Consider the following 14,968-nt stretch of genomic DNA (forward strand, 5'->3'; position numbering starts at 1 on the left):
GATGCGAGTGGCGGAACGCGTACCCGCGCTCCTGCGTGAGCGGTCCTTTCGGCGCTACTGGGCCGGCCAGACCATCTCGCTCGTCGGGGACCAGATCTCCCTGATCGCGATCCCGCTCGCCGCTGTGCTCGTGCTCGGTGCCGGCGCCGCGGAGATGGGCTGGCTCAAGACGGCCGAGCTGCTGCCTGCGCTGCTGCTCAACCTTCCGCTGGGAGCCTGGGCCGACCGGCAGGCCCGCCGCCGGCGCGCCATGATCGCCGCCGACCTCGGGCGGGCGGCCCTGCTCCTGACGCTCCCGGTCGCGTACCTGCTCGACATGCTCACTCTGGGCCAGCTCTACGCGGTCGCCTTCGGGGTGGGCGCCCTGACGGTGCTCTTCGAGGCGTGCAACGTCACGCTGTTGGTGGCGCTGGTCCCGACCGAGCGCTATGTACAGGCCAACTCACTGGTCAACGGCAGCCGTTCGATGTCGTGGCTGGCGGGACCAGGGGCGGGCGGCCTGCTCGTGCAGTTCCTCACCGCGCCCTTCGCCCTGCTCGCCGACGCCCTCACGTACCTGGTCTCGGCGGGCTATCTGGCCCGGATCAAGCCCGTGGAACCGCCACCCGCGCCGGTCGGCAAGGGCCACTTCACCGAGGGCCTGCGCTGGGTCGTCCGCAACGCGTCCATGCGGGCACTGTTCGCCGCCTCCGGGACGATCCAGTTCTTCAACTACATGTTCCACACCCTGTTCGTGCTGTACGCCACGACCGAACTCGGCCTGAGCGCGGGCGTGCTCGGCGCCGTCCTCGGCGCGGGAGCCGTCGGCGGGCTGATCGGGGCCGCGGGCAGCGGGGCGGTCGTACGCCGCTTCGGGATCGGCGCGTCCATCGTCGTCGGCTCCCTCGGCTTCACCGTGCCCCTGCTGCTGATACCGCTCGCGGAGGGTCCGACACCCCTGGTCGTGGGCCTGCTGTTCGCGGCCGAGTTCCTCTCGTGCGCGGCCGTCATGGTCGTCGACATCGCGGCGGGGTCGTTCCAGATGGCGCTGATACCCGACGCCGTCCGGGCGCGGGTGATGGGTGCTTTTCGCACCCTCAACCACGGGTTCCGTCCCGTCGGTGCGCTCGTCGGGGGCCTCCTCGGCACGGCCGTCGGTCTGCGGCCGACGCTGTGGATCGCCACCGCCGGAGCCGTACTCGCCGTGCTGTGGCTGCTGCCCTCGCCGCTGCCGCGGACGCGTGAACTGCCCGCGCCGGCCGAGGAGCCGGTGCCTGCTGCCCGAGGGTGAGGTGGGAGGAGAGCAGGTCAGACGAGCCACTCGCCGTCGTGCATCAGCTCCCGTTCGGGCAGTTCGTTCACCTCGCGCCAGGCCTTCACCGACCTGAGGGTGATCCGGAGGTAGATCCAGGCGGATCGGTCGCGGGGATCCCAGGCCAGCTTGGTCGCGAAGGCGTCGGCGGAGGCCTTCGGCAGGTCGGAGCCCTCCACCTTCTCGGCCGTTCCCTCGATCAGCACCACGTCACGGGTATGGCCGAGGCTGATCCGGACCTCACCGTTCGGGGTGAGGTTGCGGGCCGTGGGGTTGTTCCGCTTCGTGCAGAGCAACAGCGTTCCCTCGTCGATCCGGCCGTCCTGGACGTCCCAGACGAAGGACAGCGGCACCAGACACGGTTCGTCCTGGGCGGACGCGGTCGCGACCCAGAGGTCCACATCGTGCCGGAGCCGGGTGAGGACGTCCTGCTTGCGCTCGGCGCGGGGGCGGGGCGGTTCAAGATCACTCATGGCTCGCACGGTAGCGGCGCGGACCGGACGAGCGCCTCGGGCAACGGGCCTAGGACCAGAGCCTCATGGGGTATCGGGCGGCGGCCCGGCACACTCTCGGCATGAGTACTGACACCCAGCCGGTCCCGGGCGCGATCGTCGACGCCTATCTGCACCGCATCGGAGCCGCGCGCCCGGAACGCCCCGACGTGGCGGCCCTGCGCGATCTGCATCTGCGGCACTTGAGAACGGTCCCCTTCGAGAACCTGTCGATCCACCTCGGCGAGGACATCGTCCTGGAGGAGAAGGCGCTGCTCGACAAGGTGGTCGGCGCCCGCAGAGGAGGGTTCTGCTACGAGATCAACGCCACCTTCGCCGTCCTCCTGCGCGAACTCGGCTTCACCGTCTCGCTTCTCCAGGGGCGCGGCTTCGGCCCGGGCGGCCGACTGGGCATCCCGTACGACCACATGGCAGTGGTGGTGGAGGTGGACGGAGAACGATGGCTCGCGGACGTCGGGTTCGGTGACCACAGCCACTTCCCGCTGGCGCTGGACGAGCGGGGCGATCAGACGGATCCGGGCGGTACGTTCCGCGTCGTCGAGACCGAGGAGGGCGATCTGGACGTGCTGCGGAACGGCAAAACGCAATGCCGTCTGGAGACGCGGCCGCGCGTGCTCGGTGACTTCACGGCGGGCGCCTGGTACCACCGCACCTCCCCGGACTCGCACTTCACCCGCTCCCTCATCTGCTCCCGGCTCACCGAGGAGGGCCGGATCACCCTCAGCGGCCTGAAGCTGGTCACGCACGCGAACGGCGAGCGGACCGAGAGGATGCTCGAGCGCGAGGAGGAGGTGCGGGCGGTGTACCGCGACCGGTTCGGCATCGAGCTCCGCGAGCTGCCCGTGCCTCCGGCACGGTCCGCGCGGAGCGCTGAAGCCGAGGGCGCCTCGCAGGCATAACCCCGGTCACGGAGACTCCAGCCAGCCTTCGTACTCGGCGGCCAGCGCGTCCAGTGCCGCCGAGTCCAGCCGGCCCTGCGGGTCCTCGACGACCACCAGCCACTGCGCGTCCTCGGCGTCGTCCTCGCCTGCCAGCGCGTCGCGTACGAGCTGAGGCTCCTCGGCGACGCCGAAGCGGGCGGGCAGTTCTTCGGCGACCTCCTCGGCGGCATCGCGGTCGGGCAGTACCAGTACGTGTCGTTCGCTCACCCCGCCATTCTCGGGCATGGCTGTCAGTGGCCCGTGGGATGCTGTGAAGCGATGGCCACCAGGAAGAATTCGACCGACGACCTCCTCGCCCCCGTCACGCTCGCCGTGGGCCAGGAGGACCTGCTCCTCGACCGCGCCGTCCAGGAGGTGGTGGCGGCCGCCCGGGCCGTCGACGCCGACACGGACGTCCGGGACCTCACGTCCGACCAGCTTCAGCCCGGGACGCTGGCGGAGCTGACGAGCCCCTCGCTCTTCGCCGAGCGCAAGGTCCTGGTCGTGCGGAACGCGCAGGATCTGTCCGCGGACACGATCAAGGACGTCAAGGCGTACCTCGACGCGCCCTTCGAGGAGATCACCCTCGTGCTGCTCCACGCGGGCGGCGCCAAGGGCAAGGGGCTCCTGGACGCGGCGCGGAAGGCGGGCGCGCGGGAGGTGGCCTGCCCGAAGACGACGAAGCCGGCGGAGCGGCTGACGTTCGTACGGCAGGAGTTCCGGACGCTGGGGCGTTCGGCCACGCCCGAGGCGTGCCAGGCGCTGGTCGACTCGATCGGCAGCGACCTGCGGGAGCTGGCGTCGGCGGTGTCGCAGCTGACGGCGGACGTCGAGGGCACGATCGACGAAGCGATCGTCGGGCGGTACTACACGGGGCGGGCCGAGGCGTCGTCGTTCAACGTCGCGGACCGCGCGGTGGAGGGGCGGGCGGCGGAGGCCCTGGAGGCGCTGCGCTGGTCGCTCTCGACCGGCGTCCCGCCGGTCCTGATCACCAGCGCGCTGGCGCAGGGCGTCCGGGCGATCGGCAAGCTGTCGGCGGCGCGGGGCGGGCGGTCGGCCGATCTCGCACGGGAGCTCGGGATGCCGCCGTGGAAGATCGACCGTGTGCGGCAGCAGATGCGGGGCTGGACGCCGGACGGGGTCTCGCTGGCGCTGCGGGCTGTGGCGGAGGCGGACGCGGGTGTGAAGGGCGGGGGGGACGACCCGGAGTACGCGCTGGAGAAGGCGGTCGTGGCGGTGGCGCGGGCGGCGCGGATGCGGCGGTAGCCGCGGGGCGGTGCCGGGACGGTTGATTCCCCCACCCCACCCCACCCCACCCCTTCCCGAAACCCTGCCGGGGCTGGTGGGGAACGACCCCTTCCCGGGGCTTCGCCCCGGCCCTCATGGGAAGCAGCGGCTTCGCGCTGCGCCGGCAGCGCCCGGCCCCGCCGGAGTCCTGGAGGCTTCGCCGCCGCGTCGGCGGGGCCTGTCTCCCCGCGGGTTGCGGTGGCCTCCCGCCCGCGGTGTGCCCGCTCTCGTCGGAGGCGAGGTGGCTTCGGGCGGTACCGACAGGACCCACCCTGTAGGAGACGTGGCGGCTTCGCGCCGCTGGGGTGTCCGGGCGCCGTGCATGCGCGGCAACCTCGCGCCGTGCGGCCCTCCTGCTCCCGTCGGAGACTCGACTGTGCGAGGTGCAAACGCGCCCGGGCCGTAGGTCTGGGGCGGCTTCGCGTCGTGAGGTGCGCACCGCACCCGTCGGGAGCGCGGCTTCGTATGCGCCGGCAGCGCCCAGCTTCGCGTCGTGCGGTGTGCACCGCACCTGTCGGGAGCGCGGCTTCGTATGCGCCGGCAGCGCCCGGGTCGTGGGTCGTGGCAGTTCGCGCCGCGCGACAAATCCCAACCCTGTCGGAGACGCGGCGGCTTCGCGGCGCCGGCAGCGCCCGGCTTCGCGTCGTGCCGTGCGTACCGCACCCGTCGGGAGCGCGGCTTTCGGTACCTCCCGGACCGGGAACTGGGGCCCTGCCCGGCCGCTGAGCCGCGTACGACGAAGGCCCCGCGTTCTCCTGGGGAAGGAGGGCGCGGGGCCTTGTCGTACGGCTGGTGGGCTCGTACACGCGTGGCGAACGCGTGTCGCGTACGAGTCCGGGGTGCCGGTTGGGAGCGGGAGAGAGGGCCCGCTGGGTCCCGTCCGGCGTTACATCAGAGAAGCTCAGCCCTGCAGAGCGGCAACCTTGGTGGCCAGCGCCGACTTCTTGTTGGCGGCGGCGTTCTTGTGGATGACGCCCTTCGAGACAGCCTTGTCGAGCGCGCGGGAGGCGGCGCGAGAAGCCACGACGGCCTTCTCGACGTCACCCGCGGCGACGGCCTCGCGGGCCTTGCGGATCGCGGTCTTGAGCGAGGACTTGACGGCCTTGTTGCGCAGGCGCGCCTTCTCGTTCGTCTTGTTCCGCTTGATCTGGGACTTGATGTTCGCCACGAAAAGAGCCTTTTCAGGTTCGGTGTTGTTTCTGAGGTGTGCCTCATCGCTGAGAGGGCGTACGAGACACAGCTGTCCACGATATCAGGGGGCATAACCTCCGCCCAAACCGAGCGGAGGTCCCCAGTCATGGGACGATGGAGCCTACGTATCGATCCGACCATCGCCCCGAGACGAGACCTTGCGTGCCCGCGACTCCTACCCACGTGCCTGAGCCGAGCCGTACCGACCCGGCGTTGATCCGCAATTTCTGCATCATCGCGCACATCGACCACGGCAAGTCCACGCTTGCCGACCGGATGCTCCAGCTGACCGGGGTGGTCGACCAGCGGCAGATGCGCGCCCAGTACCTCGACCGGATGGACATCGAGCGCGAGCGCGGCATCACGATCAAGTCCCAGGCGGTCCGTCTTCCCTGGGCGCCCACCGAGGGTGCGGGTCAGGGGAAGACCCACATCCTCAACATGATCGACACCCCCGGGCACGTCGACTTCACCTACGAGGTCTCGCGCTCGCTGGCGGCCTGCGAGGGCACGATCCTGCTCGTCGACGCGGCCCAGGGCATCGAGGCGCAGACCCTCGCGAACCTGTACCTCGCGATGGAGAACGACCTCACGATCGTTCCCGTGCTGAACAAGATCGACCTGCCCGCCGCGCAGCCGGAGAAGTTCTCCGAGGAGCTCGCCAACCTCATCGGCTGCCAGCCCGAGGACGTGCTCAAGGTCTCCGCCAAGACGGGTCTCGGTGTCGAGGCGCTGCTGGACCGGGTCGTCGAGAACGTGCCGGCCCCCGTCGGTGTCGCCGACGCCCCCGCCCGCGCGATGATCTTCGACTCCGTCTACGACTCCTACCGCGGTGTCGTGACGTACGTCCGAGTCGTCGACGGCCAGCTCAACAAGCGCGAGCGCATCAAGATGATGTCGACCGGCGCCACCCACGAGCTGCTCGAGATCGGCGTCTCGTCCCCGGAGATGACGGCGTCCGACGGTCTCGGCGTCGGCGAGGTCGGCTACCTCATCACCGGTGTGAAGGACGTCCGTCAGTCCAAGGTCGGTGACACGATCACCTCCCTGAGCAAGGGCGCCACCGAGGCGCTCGGCGGCTACAAGGACCCCAAGCCGATGGTGTTCTCGGGCCTCTACCCGCTGGACGGCTCGGAGTACCCGGACCTCCGTGAGGCCCTCGACAAGCTGCAGCTCAACGACGCCGCGCTGGTCTACGAGCCGGAGACCTCCGCCGCCCTCGGCTTCGGCTTCCGCGTCGGCTTCCTCGGCCTGCTGCACCTGGACGTGATCCGGGAGCGGCTCGAGCGCGAGTTCGGTCTCGACCTGATCGCCACCGCCCCCAACGTGGTCTACCGCGTGGTGATGGAGGACGGCAGCGAGCACACGGTCACGAACCCGAGCGAGTTCCCCGAGGGCAAGATCAACGACGTGTACGAGCCCGTCGTGCGCGCCACGATCCTCGCCCCGAGCGAGTTCATCGGCGCGATCATGGAGCTCTGCCAGACCCGTCGCGGCACCCTCCTCGGTATGGACTACCTCTCCGAGGACCGCGTCGAGATCCGCTACACCCTGCCCCTCGCCGAGATCGTCTTCGACTTCTTCGACCAGCTGAAGTCCAAGACGCGCGGTTACGCCTCCCTCGACTACGAGCCCACCGGCGAGCAGGCGTCCAGCCTGGTCAAGGTCGACATCCTGCTGCACGGCGACAAGGTCGACGCCTTCTCCGCCGTCACCCACAAGGACGCCGCGTACGCGTACGGCGTGCGGCTCGTCGCCAAGCTGCGCGAGCTCATCCCGCGGCAGGCCTTCGAGGTCCCGATCCAGGCCGCGATCGGCTCCCGGGTGATCGCCCGTGAGACCATCCGCGCCATCCGCAAGGACGTCCTCGCCAAGTGCTACGGCGGTGACATCTCCCGTAAGCGGAAGCTGCTGGAGAAGCAGAAGGAAGGCAAGAAGCGGATGAAGATGGTCGGCTCCGTGGAGGTCCCGCAGGAGGCCTTCATCGCCGTACTGTCGAGCGACGACTCCGCGGGCGGCAAGTCCAAGAAGTGATCGGCAGTAATCAGCCAATCAGCTGACAGATACATCGAACGGGCTCACGTGCGCACAGCGCGGGGCCCGTTCGTTATGAACCGGGTATGAAGAGGCGGCCCGCAGCCTCTTACGCGCCGGACCTCGGCGCCTTACTCTGATCGCGGCTCGTAGGTTACTCGCCAGTTAGTACGCAGGAACGCACCGCCAGAACGCACCGCCGCCGCCCGGAGGACGTCGTGAGCGACACACAGACCCTGATCGAGAACCGGCCGCCCTCCGTGGCGACCCTCTTCCTTGAACGCGTCGCGCGGACTCCGGACGCGGAGGCATATCGCTATCCGGTCCCGTCCGCTTCCGGCCAGGGCCCGGACGACTGGAAGTCGCTGAGCTGGGAGCAGGCCGCCGAGCGCGTCTACGCCATCGCGGCCGGTCTGATCGACCTGGGCGTCCAGGCGGAGGAGCGGGTCGCGCTGGCCTCCTCCACCCGGGTGGAGTGGATCCTCGCCGATCTCGGTGTGATGTGCGCGGGTGCCGCCGTCACCACCGTCTACCCGCAGACGAACGCCGAGGAGTCGGCGTTCATCCTCTCGGACTCCGAGTCCGTGGTGCTGATCGCGGAGGACGCGGCCCAGGTCGCCAAGGCCGTCGAGCGCCGCGCCGACCTGCCGAACCTCCACCACGTCGTGGTCGTCGACCCCACCGGCGTCGAGACCGACGACTGGGTCCTGACCCTCGCCGACCTCGAGACGCGCGGCAAGGCGTACCTGGAGAAGCACGCCGAGGCCGTCAAGGAGCGGGTCGCCGCGATCACCGCGGAGCAGCTCGCCACCGTCATCTACACCTCGGGCACCACCGGTCGCCCCAAGGGCGTCCGTCTCCCGCACGACAACTGGTCGTACATGGCCAAGGCCATCGCGGCGACCGGCCTGGTCACCAAGGACGACGTCCAGTACCTCTGGCTGCCGCTCGCGCACGTCTTCGGCAAGGTGCTGACCTCCGGCCAGATCGAGGTCGGGCACGTCACGGCCGTCGACGGCCGCGTCGACAAGATCATCGAGAACCTGCCGGTCGTCCAGCCGACCTACATGGCCGCCGTTCCGCGCATCTTCGAGAAGGTCTACAACGGAGTCGCCGCCAAGGCCCGGGCCGGTGGCGGCGCCAAGTACAAGATCTTCCAGTGGGCGGCCGGCGTGGCCCGCGAGTACGCCAAGGTCAGCCAGGACAACTTCCGGCGCACCGGCACCGCCACCGTCCCCTTCGGGCTCACGGCCAAGCACAAGGTCGCCGACGTGCTCGTCTACTCCAAGCTCCGCGAGGCCTTCGGCGGCCGCCTCCGCGCCGCCGTCTCCGGCTCGGCCGCCCTCTCGCCCGAGATCGGCTACTTCTTCGCCGGCGCCGGCATCCACATCCTGGAGGGCTACGGCCTGACGGAGACCAGCGCGGCCTCCTTCGTCAACCCGGGCGAGGCCTACCGCACGGGCACCGTCGGCAAGCCGCTCCCCGGCTGCGAGGTCCGTATCGCCGACGACGGTGAGATCCTGCTGCGCGGCCCCGGTGTCATGGAGGGCTACCACGGCCTGCCCGAGAAGACGGCGGAGGTCCTGGAGTCCGACGGCTGGTTCCACACCGGCGACATCGGCGAGCTGTCGGCCGACGGCTACCTCCGCATCACCGACCGCAAGAAGGACCTGATCAAGACGTCCGGCGGCAAGTACATCGCCCCGGCCGAGGTCGAGGGCCAGTTCAAGGCCGTCTGCCCGTTCGTCTCCAACATCCTGGTCCACGGCGCCGACCGGAACTACTGCACGGCGCTGATCGCCCTCGACGAGCCCACGATCATCGGCTGGGCCGCCGAGAACGGCCTCGGCGGCAAGTCCTACGCCGAGATCGTCGCCGCCCCGCAGACCGAGGCGATGGTGCAGGGCTACGTCGACCGCCTCAACGAGGGTCTCCAGCGCTGGCAGACGATCAAGAAGTTCCGTCTGCTGCCGCGCGACCTCGACATCGAGCACGGCGAGCTGACGCCGTCGCTGAAGCTGAAGCGGCCGGTGGTGGAGCGGACGTACAAGGAGCTGATCGAGGAGATGTACGCGGGGTCGCGGGAGGCCTGACACGGCCTGCGCCGACAAGGATGACAAGGCCTGACAAGGCCTTCGGCCCCCTGGTGGTCGGTCGCCGGGGGTGACCCGGGTCGCCCCGTGCGGCCGGGTTGTCCACAGGTCGGAAGGGTTACCTCGGGCAGTACGGGACAATGGGCTCATGCCTTCCGTACTGCCCGATGGTGAGCCCATGCCCGAGGACGGGGCGCTGCCCGCCCACGCCCTGGAAGGGGCCGGGGATCGGCCCCTCGGGTTCTATCTGCACGTGCCGTACTGCGCCACGCGGTGCGGCTACTGCGACTTCAACACGTACACCGCGAGCGAGCTGCGCGGTGCCGGTGGCGTGCTCGCCTCCCGGGACAACTACGCCGGGCAGGTCGTGGAGGAGATACGCCTCGCCCGGAAGGTGCTGGGCGACGACCCACGACCGGTGCGGACGGTCTTCGTGGGCGGCGGTACGCCCACGCTGCTCGCGGCCGGCGATCTCGTACGGATGCTGGGGGCCATCCGGGACGAGTTCGGGCTCGCGGACGACGCCGAGGTGACGACCGAGGCGAACCCGGAGTCGGTGGATCCGGCGTATCTGGCCGAGCTGAGGGCCGGGGGCTTCAACCGGATCTCGTTCGGTATGCAGAGCGCCCGGCAGCACGTCCTGAAGGTCCTGGACCGTACACACACGCCCGGGCGGCCCGAGGCGTGTGTCGCGGAGGCGCGGGCGGCGGGCTTCGACCACGTCAACCTGGATCTGATCTACGGCACGCCAGGGGAGTCCGACGACGACTGGCGTGCGTCGCTGGACGCGGCGATCGGCGCCGGACCCGACCACGTCAGCGCGTACGCGCTGATCGTCGAGGAGGGGACGCAGCTGGCGCGGCGGATTCGGCGCGGCGAGGTGCCGATGACCGACGACGACGTGCACGCGGACCGGTATCTCATCGCGGACTCCGTCTTCGCGGAGGCCGGGTTCGAGTGGTACGAGGTGTCGAACTGGGCGACCTCGGAGGCCGGGCGGTGTCTGCACAACGAGCTGTACTGGCGCGGCGCCGACTGGTGGGGCGCGGGGCCGGGGGCGCACTCGCACGTCGGGGGCGTGCGGTGGTGGAACGTGAAGCACCCGGGTGCGTATGCGGCGGCGCTGACCTCCGGAAGGTCTCCTGGTGCGGGCCGCGAGGTCCTCTCCGAGGAGGACCGGCGCGTCGAGCGTGTGCTGCTCGAGCTTCGGCTGCGGGAGGGCGTGGAGCTGGAGCTCCTGCGTCCGGCCGGACTGGCCGCGGCTCGCAAGGCGCTGGCGGACGGGCTGCTGGCGGAGGAGCCGTACGCGGCCGGGCGGGCCGTCTTGACGCTGCGGGGGCGGCTGCTGGCCGACGCGGTCGTTCGTGACCTGGTGGATTAGGCGTCCGCGCCCGTGCGGGGGGCGGCGCCGCCCCCCGGGCGAGGGGGTGTGAAGGCGTGCCGCCCTCCGGCAAGGGGCCTGTAAGGGCGCCGCCCCCGGGCGAGGGGGGGGGTGAATGGGTGCCGCCCTCCTACGAGGGGCCTGCAAGGGCGCCGCCCCCGTGGGTTGTGCCCACCCGTTCCGCCCCAGCGGAACAGTTGCCCACAACGGGTTCGGGTGGGTGGCGGGCCGATGGATCAGTTGCCCACAACGGGTTCGGGTGGGTGGGAGGCCGATGGATCAGTTGCCCACAACGGGTTCGGGTGGGTGGGAGGCCGATGGATCAGTTGCCCACTCCGGGTTCGGGTGGGTGGGGGCGTTCGGGGGTTTCCGGGGCTCGCTCTACGGTGCCGTCACGAAGTCGATCAGTTCTTCCACTCGGCCCAGCAGCGACGGTTCCAGGTCCTTGTACGAGTGGACCTTCGACAGGATGTGCTGCCAGGCCGCCCCCGTGTTGGCCGGCCAGCCCAGGGCTTGGCAGACGCCCGTTTTCCAGTCCTGGCCCCGGGGGATCGTCGGCCACGCCGGGATGCCCACCGACGACGGCTTCACCGCCTCCCAGACGTCGATGTACGGGTGGCCGACGATCAGGACGTCCGGGGACGAGACCTGCGCCGCGATGCGGGACTCCTTCGAGCCCGGCACCAGGTGGTCGACCAGGATCCCCAGGCGCGCGCCCGCCGCCGGGGCGAAGTCCGCGACGATGGCCGGGAGGTCGTCGATGCCCTCCAGGTACTCCACCACCACGCCCTCGATGCGCAGGTCGTCGCCCCAGACCCGTTCCACCAGCTCGGCGTCGTGGCGGCCCTCCACGTAGATCCGGCCCGCACGCGCGACCCGGGCCCGTGCGCCCGGGACCGCGATCGAGCCCGAGGCCGTGCGACTCGGGCGCGCCGGAGCGGCTGAAGGGCGGGTCAGCGTCACCACCCTGCCCTCCAGAAGGAAGCCCCGCGGCTCCATCGGGAAGACCCGGTGCTTGCCGAACCGGTCCTCCAGGGTCACCGTGCCCGCCTCACAGCGGATCACCGCCCCACAGAAGCCCGTCGAGACCTCCTCGACGACGAGGTCCGGTTCTGCCGGTACTTCCGGCACGGGCGCGGAACGCTTCCAAGGGGGCGTCAGGTCCGGGTTGTAGCTGCGCATTTGGGCGACGTTATGCGACGGAGAAGCGTCGTGCCAGCTCATCCCGCTGGCGCCGCACGAACGCAGCGTCCACCACCGCCCCGTGCCCCGGCACGTACACCGCGGCCTCCCCGCCCAGCGCGAGCAGCCGGTCCAGGGCCGCCGGCCAGCGGGAGCCGATCGCGTCCCGGCCCGCCTGCGGCTCGCCCGACTCCTCGACCAGGTCGCCGCAGAAGACGACCTCCGCCCCGTTCGTGTCGGGGACCAGGAGCGCCAGGTCGTGGCCCGAGTGACCGGGCCCGACATTGGCCAGCAGCACCTGCCGACCGCCCAGGTCCAGCGTCCACTCGCCCGACACCGTGTGGCGCGGGAGGACGAGGACGTCCACGGCCTCCGTCGCCGCCGGCTCCTCGACCCCGTGACGCACCGCGGACACCCGCAGCGACTCCCGCTCCCGCAGCAGCAGCTCGTCCAGGCCGACCGCCCCGTACACCTCCGCCCCCGCGAAGACCGCCGTGCCCAGCACATGATCGAAGTGGGGGTGGCTCAGTGCGATGTGCGTCACTCTCCTGCCGCCCGTGAGGGCCTCCACCTGAGCCCGCAGCTCGGCCCCCTCCCGGAGCGTGGAGCCCGTGTCGTACAGCAGCACGGCCTTCTCGCCGAGCACCAGGCCCACCGTGGCGTCCCAGACGGGCAGCCGCCGCCTGCCCACCCCGTCCCCGAGCCGTTCCCAGCCGTACTCTTCCCAATCGACATCCATACGGCGACGCTATCCGCTACGACCCGGCGACCCGGCCTCCTTGCCAGGAGCGATGCCCGCCGCCGTACACTGGCCAGGGGATTCCTGGCACTCGAGCAGGGCGAGTGCCAAAAGCGGAGCAAACCGATACGACAGCTGGAGGTGTGCGCGATGCTCAGCGAACGCAGACTCGAGGTGCTGCGCGCCATCGTCCAGGACTATGTCGGGACGGAGGAGCCGGTCGGCTCCAAGGCGCTCACGGAGCGCCACAAGCTCGGCGTCTCGCCCGCCACCGTGCGCAACGACATGGCCGTCCTGGAGGACGAGGGCTACATCGCCCAGCCTCACACCAGTGCCGGACGCATCCCGACCGACAAGGGCTACCGCCTCTTCGTCGACAAGCTCGCCGGCGTGAAGCCGCTGTCGACGCCAGAGCGGCGCGCCATCCACAACTTCCTCGACGGCGCGGTCGACCTCGACGACGTCGTCGGACGCACGGTCCGGCTCCTCGCGCAGCTGACGCGCCAGGTCGCCGTCGTGCAGTACCCGTCGCTGACCCGTTCGACGGTCCGGCACGTGGAGCTGCTCTCGCTCGCCCCTGCCCGACTGATGCTCGTGCTGATCACGGACACCGGCCGGGTCGAGCAGCGGATGATCGACTGCCCCGCGCCGTTCGGCGAGACCTCGCTCGCGGACCTGCGGGCCCGGCTCAACAGCCGGGTCGTCGGCCGCCGTTTCGCGGACGTGCCGCAGCTGGTGCAGGATCTTCCGGAGTCGTTCGAGGAGACGGAGGACCGCGGCACGGTGTCGGCGGTGCTCGCGACCCTCCTCGAAACCCTGGTGGAGGAGCACGAGGAGCGGCTGATGATCGGCGGCACCGCCAATCTCACCCGCTTCGGCCATGACTTCCCCCTCACGATCAGGCCTGTGCTCGAGGCGCTGGAGGAGCAGGTCGTGCTCCTCAAGCTGCTCGGCGAGGCCAAGGACTCGGGCATGACCGTACGGATCGGGCACGAGAACGCCCATCAGGGGCTCACCTCCACGTCCGTCGTCGCGGTCGGCTACGGTTCGGGCGACGAGGCAGTCGCCAAACTCGGCGTGGTCGGACCGACCCGCATGGACTACCCCGGAACGATGGGAGCGGTACGCGCAGTGGCACGTTACGTCGGACAGATCCTGGCGGAGTCGTAAGTGGCCACGGACTACTACGCCGTACTCGGCGTACGCCGCGACGCGTCCCAGGACGAGATCAAGAAGGCATTCCGGCGGCTCGCGCGCGAGCTGCACCCGGATGTGAATCCCGATCCGAAGACGCAGGAGCGCTTCAAGGAGATCAACGCCGCCTACGAGGTGTTGTCGGACCCGCAGAAGAAGCAGGTCTACGACCTCGGCGGTGACCCGCTGTCCGCGTCCGGCGGCGGTGGGGCCGGTGGCTTCGGCCAGGGCGGCTTCGGGAACTTCTCGGACATCATGGACGCGTTCTTCGGGACGGCGTCGCAGCGCGGGCCACGCTCGCGCACGCGCCGCGGCCAGGACGCCATGATCCGGCTGGAGATCGACCTCAACGAGGCCGCCTTCGGCACGACCAAGGACATCCAGGTCGACACGGCCGTCGTCTGTACGACGTGTTCCGGTGAGGGCGCCGCGCCCGGCACCTCCGCCCAGACCTGTGACATGTGTCGCGGTCGCGGCGAGGTCTCGCAGGTGACGCGGTCCTTCCTGGGCCAGGTCATGACCTCCCGCCCCTGCCCCCAGTGCCAGGGCTTCGGCACCGTCGTCCCGACCCCGTGCCCCGAGTGCGCGGGCGACGGGCGGGTCCGCTCGCGCCGGACGCTGACCGTGAAGATCCCGGCCGGTGTCGACAACGGCACGCGCATCCAGCTCGCGGGCGAGGGCGAGGTCGGTCCGGGCGGCGGTCCGGCCGGTGACCTGTATGTCGAGATCCACGAGATCCCGCACGAGGTCTTCCAGCGTCGGGGCGACGACCTGCACTGCACGGTCACCATCCCGATGACGGCGGGCGCGCTCGGTACGAAGGTGCCGCTGCAGACGCTCGACGGCCTCGAGGAGGTCGACATCCGCCCGGGCACACAGTCCGGCCAGTCGATCCCGCTGCACGGGCGCGGCATCACGCACCTGCGCGGTGGCGGTCGCGGCGACCTGATCGTGCACGTCGAGGTGCTGACGCCGTCGAAGCTCGACCCCGAGCAGGAACGGCTGCTGCGCGAACTGGCGAAGCTGCGTGGCGAGGAGCGGCCCACGGGTCAGTTCCAGCCGGGGCAGCAGGGTCTGTTCTCGCGGCTGAAGGATGCGTTCAACGGTCGGTAGGTGGCGTGATTGCCGGGGGTCCGGGGGTTGC

The 14,968-nt window shown here is 70.6% G+C and carries 13 protein-coding genes; 8 read left to right on the forward strand and 5 right to left on the reverse strand.

The genetic code is table 11. The features are described 5' to 3' along the window. The first annotated feature begins 1 nt into the window (after position 1). Positions 2-1,270: an MFS transporter gene (locus tag ACZ561_RS07825; protein WP_470990853.1), complete on the forward strand. Its 1,269-nt coding sequence runs from the start codon at positions 2-4 to the stop codon at positions 1,268-1,270. Positions 1,271-1,287: 17 nt separating this feature from the next. Here the strand turns inward: ACZ561_RS07825 and ACZ561_RS07830 are convergent, their stop codons facing one another. Then, positions 1,288-1,764 carry a pyridoxamine 5'-phosphate oxidase family protein gene (locus ACZ561_RS07830; RefSeq protein ID WP_470990855.1) on the reverse strand — a complete coding sequence of 159 codons (477 nt, stop codon included), beginning with the start codon at positions 1,762-1,764 and terminating at the stop codon, positions 1,288-1,290. A 101-nt stretch (positions 1,765-1,865) separates the two neighbouring features. Here ACZ561_RS07830 and ACZ561_RS07835 point away from each other — a divergent pair, with 101 nt between their 5' ends. After that, the gene (locus ACZ561_RS07835; RefSeq protein ID WP_470990857.1) at positions 1,866-2,702 is read left to right on the forward strand and encodes an arylamine N-acetyltransferase family protein; all 837 of its coding nucleotides are present in this window, start codon (positions 1,866-1,868) and stop codon (positions 2,700-2,702) included. A gap of 6 nt (positions 2,703-2,708) precedes the next feature. Here ACZ561_RS07835 and ACZ561_RS07840 read toward each other — a convergent pair whose 3' ends face one another. Beyond that, the gene (locus tag ACZ561_RS07840) at positions 2,709-2,969 is read right to left on the reverse strand and encodes a hypothetical protein (protein ID WP_470990859.1); all 261 of its coding nucleotides are present in this window, start codon (positions 2,967-2,969) and stop codon (positions 2,709-2,711) included. A gap of 33 nt (positions 2,970-3,002) precedes the next feature. Between ACZ561_RS07840 and holA the strand changes: the two genes are divergently transcribed. Then, positions 3,003-3,989, forward strand: a complete 987-nt coding sequence (holA, locus tag ACZ561_RS07845) for a DNA polymerase III subunit delta (protein WP_470990861.1) — start codon at positions 3,003-3,005, stop codon at positions 3,987-3,989. Between the two features lie 922 nt (positions 3,990-4,911). On the opposite strand, the gene rpsT is transcribed toward holA, so the two are convergent. Next, positions 4,912-5,178: a 30S ribosomal protein S20 gene (gene rpsT / locus ACZ561_RS07850; protein WP_137989361.1), complete on the reverse strand. Its 267-nt coding sequence runs from the start codon at positions 5,176-5,178 to the stop codon at positions 4,912-4,914. 185 nt (positions 5,179-5,363) lie between these two features. Between rpsT and lepA the strand changes: the two genes are divergently transcribed. From lepA to hemW, 3 genes are all read left to right on the forward strand, one after another. Next, on the forward strand, positions 5,364-7,235 hold the full coding sequence (gene lepA / locus ACZ561_RS07855) for a translation elongation factor 4 (RefSeq protein ID WP_384529298.1): 1,872 nt from the start codon (positions 5,364-5,366) through the stop codon (positions 7,233-7,235). 218 nt (positions 7,236-7,453) lie between these two features. After that, a complete protein-coding gene (locus ACZ561_RS07860) occupies positions 7,454-9,328 on the forward strand; it encodes an AMP-dependent synthetase/ligase (RefSeq protein ID WP_470990864.1) in 1,875 nt (624 codons plus the stop codon). 148 nt (positions 9,329-9,476) lie between these two features. Then, complete coding sequence (gene hemW, locus ACZ561_RS07865; protein ID WP_376433711.1) at positions 9,477-10,709, forward strand: radical SAM family heme chaperone HemW; 1,233 nt, start codon at positions 9,477-9,479, stop codon at positions 10,707-10,709. A gap of 381 nt (positions 10,710-11,090) precedes the next feature. Here hemW and ACZ561_RS07870 read toward each other — a convergent pair whose 3' ends face one another. Next, positions 11,091-11,891 carry a DUF3097 domain-containing protein gene (locus ACZ561_RS07870; RefSeq protein ID WP_470990866.1) on the reverse strand — a complete coding sequence of 267 codons (801 nt, stop codon included), beginning with the start codon at positions 11,889-11,891 and terminating at the stop codon, positions 11,091-11,093. A gap of 10 nt (positions 11,892-11,901) precedes the next feature. Then, a complete protein-coding gene (locus ACZ561_RS07875; RefSeq protein WP_470990868.1) occupies positions 11,902-12,630 on the reverse strand; it encodes an MBL fold metallo-hydrolase in 729 nt (242 codons plus the stop codon). Between the two features lie 150 nt (positions 12,631-12,780). Between ACZ561_RS07875 and hrcA the strand changes: the two genes are divergently transcribed. Together hrcA and dnaJ are read left to right on the forward strand one after the other, a co-directional pair. Then, positions 12,781-13,800: a heat-inducible transcriptional repressor HrcA gene (hrcA, locus tag ACZ561_RS07880; protein WP_470990870.1), complete on the forward strand. Its 1,020-nt coding sequence runs from the start codon at positions 12,781-12,783 to the stop codon at positions 13,798-13,800. Then, positions 13,801-14,937, forward strand: a complete 1,137-nt coding sequence (dnaJ, locus tag ACZ561_RS07885; protein ID WP_329120695.1) for a molecular chaperone DnaJ — start codon at positions 13,801-13,803, stop codon at positions 14,935-14,937. It begins immediately after the preceding gene. The last annotated feature ends 31 nt before the right edge of the window (positions 14,938-14,968 follow it).

The sequence above is a fragment of the Streptomyces sp. NPDC039609 genome (assembly GCF_055596705.1).

Excerpts from the sequence above, each read along its gene's own strand:
- ACZ561_RS07870 (WP_470990866.1), bottom strand. The coding sequence starts at position 11,891 with ATGCGCAGCTACAACCCGGACCTGACGCCCCCTTGGAAGCGTTCCGCG.
- hrcA (WP_470990870.1), top strand. The coding sequence starts at position 12,781 with ATGCTCAGCGAACGCAGACTCGAGGTGCTGCGCGCCATCGTCCAGGAC.
- ACZ561_RS07840 (WP_470990859.1), bottom strand. The coding sequence starts at position 2,969 with ATGCCCGAGAATGGCGGGGTGAGCGAACGACACGTACTGGTACTGCCC.
- ACZ561_RS07830 (WP_470990855.1), bottom strand. The coding sequence starts at position 1,764 with ATGAGTGATCTTGAACCGCCCCGCCCCCGCGCCGAGCGCAAGCAGGAC.
- hemW (WP_376433711.1), top strand. The coding sequence starts at position 9,477 with ATGCCTTCCGTACTGCCCGATGGTGAGCCCATGCCCGAGGACGGGGCG.
- ACZ561_RS07835 (WP_470990857.1), top strand. The coding sequence starts at position 1,866 with ATGAGTACTGACACCCAGCCGGTCCCGGGCGCGATCGTCGACGCCTAT.
- ACZ561_RS07825 (WP_470990853.1), top strand. The coding sequence starts at position 2 with ATGCGAGTGGCGGAACGCGTACCCGCGCTCCTGCGTGAGCGGTCCTTT.
- holA (WP_470990861.1), top strand. The coding sequence starts at position 3,003 with ATGGCCACCAGGAAGAATTCGACCGACGACCTCCTCGCCCCCGTCACG.
- ACZ561_RS07875 (WP_470990868.1), bottom strand. The coding sequence starts at position 12,630 with ATGGATGTCGATTGGGAAGAGTACGGCTGGGAACGGCTCGGGGACGGG.